The organism is Amphritea sp. GJ51-11 (assembly GCF_055808735.1).
The window spans coordinates 1,565,807-1,578,177 of record NZ_CM147881.1; the positions used below are offsets into that span (position 1 = coordinate 1,565,807).

The following is a 12,371-nucleotide window of genomic DNA, read 5'->3' on the forward strand; positions in this document are numbered from 1 at the left end:
GAGACGCGTTATGAGTAATATGATCTACCCAACAACTAATTTTAAAGCCACTGAAACGCTGACGATGGAGCGCGGTGACGGGGTTTATGTTTATGATAACCAAGGTAATCAGTACCTCGAAGGCCTTGCTGGCCTGTGGTGTACTTCCCTTGGTTATAATAACCGTGAGCTGATCGACACGGCGGCTGAGCAGATGGGGCAACTGTCCTATTCACATATGTTTGGTGGTAAAACCCATCAGGTGGGTATCGATCTGGCGGACAAACTGACCGCCATGCTGCCGATTGAGAATGCTAAAGTTTTCTTCGGTAACTCCGGTAGTGATGCCAATGACAGTCAGGTGAAGATGTTGCGTTATTACTTTAACGCAATCGGTAAGCCTGAAAAGTTCAAGATCATCGCCCGTGAACGTTCTTATCATGGTGTGACCGTAGCTTCTGCTTGCCTGACAGGTTTGCATGCTAACCATACCTATTTTGATTTACCGTTTGATGCACTTGGTATTTTGCGTACCGATGCGCCGCATTATTACCGTGGTGCCCTGCCGGGTGAATCCGAAGAACAGTTTGTTGACCGTATTGTTAACAACTTAGAGCAACTGATTCTGGAAGAGGGTGCCGATACGATTGCCGCCTTTATCGCAGAGCCGATTACTGGTGCAAGCGGTGTGATCGTGCCACCGGTCGGTTACTATCAAAAAGTACAGGCGGTGCTGAATAAGTACGACATTCTGTTCTGGGCCGACGAAGTGATCACCGGCTTTGGTCGTACCGGTAATGATTTTGGTTGCACCACCATGGGAATCGAAAAGCCAGCCATGATGACTATGGCGAAACAGCTTTCGTCTGCCTATATGCCGATCAGTGCCGCCGCTATTCGCGGCGATATGTATGAGGCAATGATTCAACCGACTGCAGACGTGGGTGTGTTTGGTCACGGCTTTACCTATTCAGGTCATCCGGTTGCTTCAGCGGTAGCCCTTAAAACGCTGGAAATTTACGAGCGGGATAATATTTTCGGTCATGCGGCGACGATGGGCGAATACATGCAGAAACGTCTGGCTGAGTTCCGCGATCATCCGCTAGTGGGTGAAGTTCGTGGTGCGGGTATGATTGGTGCACTGGAAATGGTGGCAGATAAAACTACCGGGGCGGCCTTCGAAAGTGGAGAAGTCGGTGCGTTCGCTGTGCAGTCATGTCAGAACCACGGCATGATTATCCGCGCCGTAGCGGGTAATTCACTGGCGTTCTGTCCGCCGTTGATTATGACTGAGGCACAGATCGATGAAATGGTCGATAAGTTGGCTATTGCGCTGGATGAAACCTTAGACTTTGTGACCCGCAAAGGACTGATCGCCGCTTAGTACGGGCTGAGTTTTGACTGTTTTGCACTATCGGGCTGGTTGAGAACTGGTTGGCCCGATCGATTCACCGGTGGGCTTTGGCCCACTGGCTCAGTTCTATTAGGCAGGTTTCTCTAAGCCGGTCTCGTCTTTAAGCACAGGTCCTTTGGGATCACCTTTTTGGGAGGGCATATGCGTATGTCCTCCCTTTTTTATATCTCCTCTTTAGATTCACTTTCGGCTGCTGCCATGCAGTGATAGGCCCGCCTAATCACTGAATCCTTTCTTCGCTTTTTTTCATCCAAGCTTTGACCCCTCTAATTTTGTCGAATCCGGTCATGCTGTCTATAGTTTGCAATATGAGTTAACGACGTTCGAAGGGGCGTTCGGAACAACAGGCCCACTTGAGCAGAGGTAACGGGGTCGTCGTAAGCGTTCATCAGGTATTTCTGTCGGACAAAGGGATGGAACGTGATAATCAAGGGTATACTCAGGGATTTTCTTGAGAGCCCGAACAGGGAGAGGCGATTATGTCGGTAACGCTGCACGATACTTTACAGCAATGGTTTGGTTTTGATCAGTTTCGACCTGGACAGGAACAGACGATTCGACAACTGTTGCAGGGGGAATCGTCGCTGGCTATTTTTCCGACGGGCTCCGGTAAGTCACTGTGCTATCAACTCACCGCAACCTGCTTACCGCACTTAACCTTAGTGGTGTCACCGTTACTGGCTTTGATGAAAGATCAATTGGCGTTTTTGGCACACAAAGGGATTGCGGCTGCCAGTATCGATTCAACCCTGAGCGCAGATCAAAGCCGGCAGGTGATGAGTGATGTACGCAGCGGTAAGACTAAAATTCTGATGGTATCGGTCGAGCGATTTAAGAATGAACGCTTTCGCCAGTTTATTCAATCGATCCCGGTGTCGATGTTGGTGGTGGACGAGGCCCACTGTATCTCTGAGTGGGGGCACAACTTTCGTCCCGACTATCTGAAGCTGCCGGCTTATCGACGGGCGCTCAATATTCCACTGGTATTATTGTTAACCGCGACGGCCACGAAGCAGGTGAAGCTGGATATGGCCCGCAAGTTTGCTATTGCTGAGGATCATATTGTGCAAACGGGCTTTTATCGGCCCAATCTCGATTTAACGGTTCTTTCTGTGACTAGCCGAGAGAAAAATACTCGCCTAGTCCAACTGATAAAACAACAGCAGGGCGCGGGTATTGTTTATGTGACCTTGCAGCACAGTGCCGAGCAAGTGGCTGAGTGGCTCGTTAAGCAGGGTATTAATGCCGCCGCCTATCATGCGGGATTTGATGATCCTAAGCGGCAACAGATTCAAACGGACTTTATGTCGGGGAACATCGATGTGGTGGTAGCGACCATCGCTTTTGGCATGGGCATCGATAAAAGTAATATCCGCTTTGTTATCCATTATGATCTGCCTAAGTCGATTGAAAATTACAGTCAAGAGATCGGCCGGGCAGGGCGGGATGGGTTGCCCTCCAACTGTATCACATTGGCTAATCTCGACGGCCTGAATACCGTTGAAAACTTTGTCTATGGCGATACTCCAGAGCAGAGCGGTATCGAATTTGTACTCGAGAATATTCGCCATGAGTGTCATAACGGCCAATGGGAATTACAACTGCATGCGTTATCAACAGCCAGTAATATTCGTCAGTTACCGATGAAAACCCTGTTGGTGCAGTTAGAATTAATCGGCGTACTGCAACCGTTATATGCGTATTTTGCTGATTTCAAATATAAGCTATTGCAGCCCCAAGCGCAGATTCTAGAGGGTTTTAAGGGGGAACGGCGGGACTTTTTAGCGGCGGTGTTTGCTAATACTCAATTTAAGCGGGTGTGGGGTACATTAGCTTTCGATGCGTTATTTGCAGGATATCAATGTGATCGTAAGCGGGTGGTTGCCGCATTAGACTATCTGCAAGAGCAAGGCTTGATCGAGCTGGAAACTAAAAAAGTGACTGATGTCTATCAGGTCGATGAAGCGGCGTTGGCGGATGCCACACTTGGACAGCAGTTATACGATTATTTTGTCGCGAAAGAGCATAAAGAGATCGCCCGAATTGCGGCCTTGGTGAAGTTTTTTGAACTAGAGCGCTGCTTGAGTCGCAGCTTAGCGCTCTATTTTGATGACCATAACAGTGCTGAACAGTGTGGCCATTGCTCCTCTTGCCGAGGGCAGTCGGTAACCCTTGAGTATTCAGCCCCGCCACATTGGCCCGCCGACCAACAGTTGGTGAATGACCTTGCTGGGTTAAGACAGCATCTATCCACTAATCTTACGCTGGATACGCAGTGTCGCTTTCTGGCGGGTATCAGTGTGCCGCTGTTCGCTCGGCATAAAGTGCGTCAGTTGAGTGGTTTTGGTTGCTGCGAAGCGTTTCGCTATGCCGATATACGTCGCAAAGTAGAGCAGTTAACCCTTTAACTTAGAGGCTGGTTCGGCCGTTTTGCTGATGCATTGTTGTTGACGGTGGCGACAACGCTCCAGCGTTGCTTGTTTTTCTGCCTCGCTGGCGGCCCGCCAGGTTAAAATTTCGTTTAAGGATCTAAAGCAGCCGAGGCATATATCCTGTTCATCTAAACAGCAATTGCGTACGCAGGGGGTCATCGATTTTCCTGCTATGGCTGGCAAGGGCTGTTCCGTTTTCATTTAATTGTTCCATACCGTTTTGTCGTTGAAGGTCAGTTAAGCATCTATTCGATCGCTATTAGAGCCGTTGTTGGCTATTGGGTCTATCCTTTAGTCTAGTCGGCAACTGAGCTTCTGAGAGAAATAATCGAAAACTGCATAAACTTGGTTAATTTGTTTGATTTTTTCTTTATAGTGAATTCACAGACAGTGGATATCGCGTGGTTGTTTGCTGTTTTTTTTGTGCATGAATAATGCGCGCAAGAGTGTTTGAATCATCGGAGAGGCTATTTTGATCAAACTGACTGGAATTGCGTTGTTGACGCTTCTGGCTTGTAGCCCTAGTTTTGCTTCAGATAGAGAGGCTGAGCAGGTTAAAGCGTTATTGGATGCGGGGCGCTTTGATGAAGCGTATGACCTTGCATTGATATATATAGACGATTTAGAAGGCGATCCCGTGTTTGATTTTCAATACGGTGTCGCGGCCATTGATAGTGGCAATATCAGTGAAGGGATCTTCGCGCTAGAGCGGGTGGCCTTTCTCGAACCCGACAACCCTCTCGTCTCACTGGAGCTTGCCCGAGCCTATTATCTGCTAGCGCAGTTTGATAAATCTAAACAGATGTTTGAAGCTGTGTTGCTACGTAATCCACCGAATAACGCGCGTATCCGGATTGTTAAATACCTTAATCTGATAGACCAGCAAGACCAATATCCCACCACTGAAGTGAAGGGGTATGTCGAATTGTGGCGCGGTTATGATGGCAATATCAATGCCGGTCCTGAATCTCAGACAAATATCGTCACCCTGAGTAATGATGCCCTAGGTCGAGGTGATCTATTTAGTCGCGTCAATCTCGGGAGTAGCCTCGAACATCATTATGCTGCGGGCCGTATGCTGGATATCAGCTTGAGGGGGAACTTTCGTGGCTACGATGATGAAACCGAACAGAATTACAGCACGTTATCGGCAGGGGCCGGGCACAGTTGGACGAATCAGCAAAATCGTTATCGAATAGGCGCCGATCTGCAGCATTTTCGCCGTGATGGTGAGCGTTATCGAGATCTCTTTGGTATTAACGCAAGCTGGACGCATATGTTGAATAAACAATCTCAGCTGCGTTTATACAGTGGTGTGAGCCGGCTCGAGTTCGCCGATACGAGCTGGAAGGACGGCATTCAGTATTATCTAGGCGCGAACTACCTGTTATCGGGTAGCGGTCGTTGGCGGCCGTTGTGGTTTGCTGGTATGTATATGGGGCAGGAAACTCCCGATACTGCGGGCATACTGGCAGATGCTCAAGTCGATCGTTTTTTTTGGGGTGCCAATTTCGGGGTACAGCTCGCGCTGACGGAGGCTGTTACATTGACACCGGCCGTCACCTATCAGTCGAGCGATTATAAGGGTGATGATTGGCTCTATGGTGTTCAACGGCAGGATGATTTTATCCTTTTCAACCTTAATCTTGAGTGGGCCGTTGAGAAAAATTGGACGGTGTTGGCTGGTTATAGTGTGACCGATGCCGATTCCAATATTGAGCTATATGAGTATGACCGCCAGCAGACAATGCTCGGTCTGCGCTTTAGCTTCGAGTGAGGTAGATTATGAGATCTCTATTTTTTACCGTTGTGTTGTGTGTTTGTTCGGGGTTTGCCAGCGCCGCCGATGTTGTGGGTAGCGTGATTCTGAGTTTTGGTGACAATATTGCGAAGGCGGCGGATGGCAGTGAGCGGGTGTTAAAACGACATTCTGATGTTTATGCCAGTGATGTGCTAACAACCGGAGATAAGGGGCGGTTGCAGTTACGCTTTAGTGATCATTCTCGATTGGCGCTGAAGCCTGCTTCGGTTTTTCGTATCGATGAATACCAGTTTGATCAGCAGCAACCGGAACAAGGTAAAGCCATTTTCAAGTTGTTGCAGGGAGGAATGCGAACCATTTCTGGCAAAATTGGTAAATCGAAACCGGATAACTATCGTCTCGAAACGACCGTGGCAACCATCGGTATTCGTGGTACCCACTATGGCGTCCAATATACCGAAGAGGGGGTTTATTGCGAAACGGTTGATGGTGCGATTGATGTTATGACTGATATCGGGCAGATGCGAGTGAATGCCGGTGAAGGGGCCAGTGTTAGTGCTAATGGCGCAATAGAGAAAAGCGCGGCGACGGGACAAACCGGTGATTATCGGATGCGCAAGAGTACTCAGGAGGATAGCCATACAGCGCCAACCGAAAACACCCAGATAGAGGCGACCATTGAGCAACTGACGGAGGCGGTAGAAGAGACCACTGAATCGGTCAGTAGCCGTGCACCACAGGGCGCGTTAGTGGCGGTTGCGTTTACCCGGGATAGTAAGAAAGGCTTGTCGGCAGGCAATGGTTCCGTCATGGCTGATGCTATTTCACGTAAGCCTTCGTCTATTCGTATCGATAGTCGTACCGAACAAGGTGACCTTGTGCGAGGTTTTACACATCTAGCGTCTCGTCCCAATATTACCAACCATGCCTGTTCACCCTGTGTTTTGAGTGCGACAGGGGATCTTGACGCACTATCAGAGTCGGGAACGCTTGAGTTGGGCGGTGCTAATGTGACTTGGGGGCGTTGGAATGCTGATTTTAGTCTGCGTGAAAACCGTAAAGAGCAAGATTTGGATGGCGATTTTCACTTCATGTACAGCGATAGTTTGATGACTCAAGCACAGTTGGATTCATTGGCGCTGGTGCGCAGCGGCGCTTATATCTACAGCCATACGAGTGGATCAAGCATGCTCACCGCGCCTCAAATCGACACTGGTGCGACGGGCTCATTAAACGGATTTGACTCCAGCGTTGTACCAGCAGGGCGCTATGCGTCGGGTACCTATGTGGTGATTGACTGGGATACGCAGCAGGTCGAGCAGGTAAGCATTAGTGCTGGGATTGACGATGGTGACGGTATGCGCCACGTTAGCTTGACCGAGGAGGCCGGTGTAAGAACCGATTTGAATGATATTCTTAAAGGTGGTGAACTCGCGCTAACCGGTAGTTGCAATGGTGGGCAGTGTACGGTGAATGGTAATGATACAGCGATGGCGGGGCAGTTAACCTTTGACTTAGTCGGCAGGCAGGCTGAGGGGGCGGTCACTAGTTATGCCGCTTCAGGGGATAATCCTGTAAAACAAAACATTACCGTGGTGGGAACGGTGTTACTTAAAGATACAGGGCCGGTGCCGACGGCAGCGCATTAAATGATTTTTTTTAGTCGTGTTGAGAGCTGTTACTCAATGCGGCGAGTTGCTGAATGTGTTGGTCGTTGGGATGGTTTAGCCGCGTTAACACAGGGTGATTACTTCACCCTGTTGTAGCCGGTCTAGCTGCTGGTTGGGTAATAGTCGATGGCATTGCTGCATAACGACTGCTTCAACGCCGGGTTTTAGATGGGTGATAGCGACTCGAGGACTGTATTCGAGCGGCTTGAGTTGTTGTGCCAACATCGAGGGGGTGAGGTGACCGCTTAATTTAGCTAAGGGGGTCGATTCATCCGTAAAGGACACATCGATAATCAATAGATCCGGTTGGTGTTGGTTTAATAGCGGGGCGAGTTGCTCATTGAGACCGCTGTCGCCGGTAAATAGAAAACTATGGCTGGCATCAGCGATAAGGTAGCCCGCCGTTGGGGTTGGATGCTCTGCCGGGATAACTTCAATGGTTTTGTCCTGCAGTGAGAAAGTATTGCCAACATGAATGGGGTGCAGTCGGATAATCGGTTTGTCTTCTGGCAACACAGTGTAATCTGGCCAGATCGTCCAGTTGAAAATATGCGCTTGAAGAGCAGCAAGCACATCCGGTAACGCGTAAACATTGATGGGTGCTCGATGCTGGTCAAAGATGGTCGCCAGCATTAGGGGCAGGCCGATAATATGATCGAGATGACCATGGGTAATCACCACATCGCGAATGTTGAGTTGGCGCTCCATGGACAGTAATTCAACCCCGGTGCCCGCATCGAGCAGCAAGGTATCATCGATTAAAAAGGTCGTGGTTTTCAGTCCCTGACCAATACCGCCGCTACATCCAAGAATTTCAATTTTCACGCATATCTCCGGCTACCCTGAAGCACATGTCTAACTTTATAAGAGTCGTTGTACGTTTATAGCACAGGCAAGCGCGATCCTTATAGTTGTTCGGCATATTCAAACCAATAAATACCGACCTTTGCTACAACCTGATGCTATTTGCAGGATATGATAAAGGTTATAACCAAGTATCACTAAGACTGGCAATTATCCGTCAGGTTCCTGCTTTATACGTTTATAACGGGAAGGCTTATGAAACAACGCAGAATCCGAACATTACTCGGCATCTTGCTGACGCTGTTGATGTTGTATCCGGTGATTCAAAATAACCGGCCGGCGTTATTACAACAACTCGAGTATGACCTCTATGATCTGCGTTTGAGACACTTCGCTAAAGGTGACCAAGACCCACGTATCGTGATCATCGATGTGGATGAGAAAAGTTTAGCGGAGCAGGGGCGCTGGCCTTGGAACCGGGCTAAATTAGCGTTGCTGTTAGACCAGTTGTTCGAGCGCTATGGTGTGGCTATCGTGGGTTTTGATATGGTGTTTTCGGAAGCCGATAGCAGTATCGACCTGAAGCAATTGAGCGATTTGCTACAGGATGCAACTGCCCTGCCAGATGTTGGCGCTTTCTTACAACAGCTTAATCCTGATCAACGCCTCGCAGAGGCAATGCATAACCGTCCGGTGGTGCTCGGTTACGCCTTTGACCGAAGTGACCGTGAGTTGCGGGTAGGGGATCCCGGGAAAGCGGTGATTGACGCGGATGCCTTGCTTGATCAACAGTCAATACCCGAGGCTAAAGGGGTGATTGCCAGTGTTGATGCGCTACATAGTCAGCAATCCTACAGTGGTTTTTTTGATAACCCGATGGTCGACAGTGATGGGGTGTACCGCTGGGTGCCGATGTTGCAGCGTTATGAAGGGCGTTACTACCCTTCGCTTTCGCTGGCGATGTGGCTGGCATTGTTTGAAGAGCATCAAGTGATACCTGAGTTTGAGTCCGATATTTTAGATGAACATCAGGCGTTAGTGGCGCTTACCGCAGCCGGGCAAACTATACCGGTTGATAGCGCTGGAGCACTGCTGGTGCCCTATAGAGGCGGGCAGGGCAGCTTCCCCTATATCTCCGCGACGGATGTGATGAATGGGCGGGTGGAGCCTGAGCAGCTTGGAGGCACCATTGTACTGATTGGCACCAGTGCCGCGGGTTTGCTTGATCTACGGGTGACCCCGGTGAGCAGTCGTTATCCAGGGGTGGAGGTGCACGCTAATATTATTTCGGGACTGTTAGATGACCGGATCAATAGCAAGCCGGATTATACTCTCGCCGTCGAGATTATTCAGATACTACTGAGTGGTGTTCTGTTGTCGTTATTGATTCCTAGCAGTTCGGTTATGTTTTCAACCCTGTTTACGCTGGTCTGGAGCAGTTGCTTGATCGGCTTTAATCTGTACGCATGGGAGAGCCTGTTTTGGGTCATTCCGTTGGGTTACACGCTCTTCTTAGTGCTTATTCTTTATCTATTTCAACAAACCACCGGCTACTTTTTTGAAACCCGGAATATGAAATTATTGGCCGGCCAGTTTGGCCATTATATTCCCCCTGAGGTCGTGCGGGAGTTAGGGCGCAAGAATGAAGCGATACACCTGAGTGGTGAAACCCGAGATATGACGGTGTTTTTCTCCGATATTCGCGGCTTTACGCAAATATCCGAGCAGCTAACACCCCAGCAGTTAACTCGGATGATGAATATCTACCTTACCGGCATGACGCGCATTATCCACCAGCAACGGGGCACCGTTGATAAATATATTGGCGATGCAGTGATGGCTTTTTGGGGTGCGCCGCTACGGGATGAAGACCATGCTCGACATGGCCTCGATACCGCTTTGCAGATGTTGTCTCAGCTACCCGAGTTGAATCACTCATTAGTCGCAGCGGGGTTGCCTCCTGTCAGCATTGGTATCGGGCTACATTGTGGGGCTATGAGTGTTGGCAACATGGGTTCCGAGTTTAGGATGGCTTATACGGTGATGGGGGATGCGGTCAATTTGGCTTCTCGACTCGAATCATTAACCAAATTTTATGGGTGCCCTCTGTTAGTCAGTGGTGACCTAGCCTCCCGGCTACCCGGTTATATCTATCGACGTATCGACCGAGTACGGGTTAAGGGGCGTTATGAACCGGTAGAACTGTTTCAACCGATGGGAGAGAAAGCATTGACCGCTTCGGGGCTTGCTGTTCAGGTTGAGGGATTTAACCGAGCGATTGATTGTTATCGTCAGCGTCAGTGGGCTGAATCCAGGTCCTTGCTGCAGGCGTGGCGAGCCGTTTACACCCAGGACAGTGTTACTCAGCTCTATCTCGACCGGCTTGACGCCTTAGAAAATAATCCACCCGGTAATGATTGGGATATTATCTATAACCATCAACAAAAATAGTGTTTGTCTTAACTATGAGTTATTCGGGGTTACACGAGCCCTGGCAGTGTAGCTACGTCGACGTGATCGATCTGTCGTGGGGACATGTGTCGGTTGGCATAATCAATATAAGCACCGCTCTTAACAAAGACGGTAAATAGATTCGCATCGAGATGATTGTCCTCAACCATCGTGCCAATAATATTCATCGCCTGTGAGAGTAGCATGCCTTTTTTGTAGGGGCGGTCGGGTGATGTCAGTGCTTCGAAAATGTCGGCAATGCACATGATTCTGGCACGCAGTGATATTTGTTCAGCTTTCAGCCCCCTGGGATAACCGCTGCCATCTAAACGCTCATGATGATTGCAGGCTATTTCAGGTACTTGGGCCAGATGCTTTGGGTAGGGTAGGGACTCCAGCATCTCGATGGTGACCTTAATATGATCCCGCATCACCTGAATTTCGCTTTGTAATAGCGTGCCTTTGCGAATACAAAGGTTTTCGGTTTCGTCTTCCGTGAGTAAAGAGTGGTCATGACCCTGATCATCAGTCCAGTGGATCGTAGCAATCTGTTTGATGCGTGCGACATCATCATCCGCCATAAACTCGGAACCGGTATTACTCTGGCGAAGAAAGGCAATATCTTCATCCAGTTGTTGGCAGTGCTGCTGTAACTGTTGTTCTGCAACTTGGCTATCCGCCGGTGATAACTCTGGCAGGCTTCTCAAATGGTTGAGTTGCAGTTGCAGTTTGTATTCACGAAAGCGCGATTCAACTAATTCGATGCGGTCAAACATCGTATGCAACTTAGTCGCCTTATCGATGATGTATTCCGGCGTGGTTATTTTGCCACAATCATGTAGCCATGCGGCAATGCCGAGTTCATACATCTCATGGTCATTAAACTGAATCGCTGAATAACCGTTGTCATCGCTGTTATTGACCGCTTCGGCTAACAACATGGCGATCTCAGGCACCTGTTCGCAGTGCTTGCCGGTCACCGGTGACTTATGGTCAATGGCCCGACCCATCAGTTTGATAAAAGACTCAAACAGCTCTTTTTGGGCATTAATCAAGCGACGCTTGGTTAATACCGTTGCAGCTAGGGCCGCCAATGATTCCACCAGATGTTGTTGATCTGCCGGGAAGGTGATGACTTGGCCCTTGTTATCGAGGGCATTGATAAGCTGTAGAACACCGATAATTTCACCTTCGTGATCCATCAGAGGTACACAGAGAAATGATTTCGAGCGATAGTTGAGCTGTTTATCGAATTTGCGAGTACCTGAAAAATCATATTCTTCAGAGCGGTAGACATCTTCAATATTGATGGTTTTTTGTTGTACAAAGGTTTGCGCCGCGACCAAGTTGGAAGCCTGTTGTTGAGCGTTATAGATCTCAACGGTGGGCATATCGCGAGGCTTGCTGTGTATGCCTAACGAACGGTTATGCAGCACCGTGAAGTGCAGTTCGTTATCGTTTTCTTCATCAACGGTATAAAGCGTGCCGCCATCGGCATTAGTCAGAAACATACAGCCAAGGATAATCCGATCCAGCAGTTGGATATGGTCTTTTTCCGTGGTCAACGCACCTGTCAGATCAGCAAGCTGCCTGATAATTTCGTGTGTATCGAGATGAAGCATCATGTTAGCCAGTGATCGCCTGTTAATTAACTTAAATGTGACCCTGTGGCGTGCAACTGTCAAGTTGAACGCCAATGAATGTAATCAATCTGTGTAGGATAATGTTTCTAAGCTAAATGTTGCTATGGATAATCCCCATCGCTGCTGAAACCTTGGGCTAGCGTTTAATGACTGATGTTAATAGACCCTAAGCCTTTGATCTTAGCGCGAGACGTTATACAGTCGGTTTTATCCTTG

Annotated in this window: 8 protein-coding genes; 5 read left to right on the forward strand and 3 right to left on the reverse strand. The window is 48.9% G+C overall.

Annotated elements, in window-relative coordinates:
- The first annotated feature begins 10 nt into the window (after positions 1 to 10).
- Both AC0L4K_RS06810 and AC0L4K_RS06815 read left to right on the forward strand, forming a co-directional pair.
- Positions 11 to 1,363 (forward strand): aminotransferase, encoded by a 1,353-nt coding sequence (locus tag AC0L4K_RS06810; protein WP_473268711.1) that lies wholly within the window; start codon positions 11 to 13, stop codon positions 1,361 to 1,363.
- 509 nt (positions 1,364 to 1,872) lie between these two features.
- The gene (locus AC0L4K_RS06815; RefSeq protein ID WP_417225332.1) at positions 1,873 to 3,801 is read left to right on the forward strand and encodes a RecQ family ATP-dependent DNA helicase; all 1,929 of its coding nucleotides are present in this window, start codon (positions 1,873 to 1,875) and stop codon (positions 3,799 to 3,801) included.
- Here the strand turns inward: AC0L4K_RS06815 and AC0L4K_RS06820 are convergent.
- Positions 3,790 to 4,026 (reverse strand): DUF1289 domain-containing protein, encoded by a 237-nt coding sequence (locus tag AC0L4K_RS06820; protein ID WP_473268712.1) that lies wholly within the window; start codon positions 4,024 to 4,026, stop codon positions 3,790 to 3,792. The two genes, AC0L4K_RS06815 and AC0L4K_RS06820, sit on opposite strands and share 12 nt — an antisense overlap.
- 271 nt (positions 4,027 to 4,297) lie before the next feature.
- Between AC0L4K_RS06820 and AC0L4K_RS06825 the strand changes: the two genes are divergently transcribed.
- Together AC0L4K_RS06825 and AC0L4K_RS06830 are read left to right on the forward strand one after the other, a co-directional pair.
- Positions 4,298 to 5,602 carry a surface lipoprotein assembly modifier gene (locus AC0L4K_RS06825; protein ID WP_473268713.1) on the forward strand — a complete coding sequence of 435 codons (1,305 nt, stop codon included), beginning with the start codon at positions 4,298 to 4,300 and terminating at the stop codon, positions 5,600 to 5,602.
- A gap of 8 nt (positions 5,603 to 5,610) precedes the next feature.
- A complete protein-coding gene (locus AC0L4K_RS06830) occupies positions 5,611 to 7,236 on the forward strand; it encodes a FecR family protein (RefSeq protein WP_473268714.1) in 1,626 nt (541 codons plus the stop codon).
- Positions 7,237 to 7,320: 84 nt separating this feature from the next.
- Here the strand turns inward: AC0L4K_RS06830 and AC0L4K_RS06835 are convergent, their stop codons facing one another.
- Positions 7,321 to 8,082: an MBL fold metallo-hydrolase gene (locus AC0L4K_RS06835; protein WP_417225340.1), complete on the reverse strand. Its 762-nt coding sequence runs from the start codon at positions 8,080 to 8,082 to the stop codon at positions 7,321 to 7,323.
- Positions 8,083 to 8,316: 234 nt separating this feature from the next.
- Here AC0L4K_RS06835 and AC0L4K_RS06840 point away from each other — a divergent pair, with 234 nt between their 5' ends.
- Entirely contained in the window at positions 8,317 to 10,512 is a 2,196-nt protein-coding gene (locus AC0L4K_RS06840) for a CHASE2 domain-containing protein (protein WP_473268715.1), read from the forward strand.
- Positions 10,513 to 10,541: 29 nt separating this feature from the next.
- Here AC0L4K_RS06840 and AC0L4K_RS06845 read toward each other — a convergent pair whose 3' ends face one another.
- Positions 10,542 to 12,137 carry an HD domain-containing phosphohydrolase gene (locus AC0L4K_RS06845; RefSeq protein ID WP_473268717.1) on the reverse strand — a complete coding sequence of 532 codons (1,596 nt, stop codon included), beginning with the start codon at positions 12,135 to 12,137 and terminating at the stop codon, positions 10,542 to 10,544.
- Positions 12,138 to 12,371 lie beyond the last annotated feature (234 nt).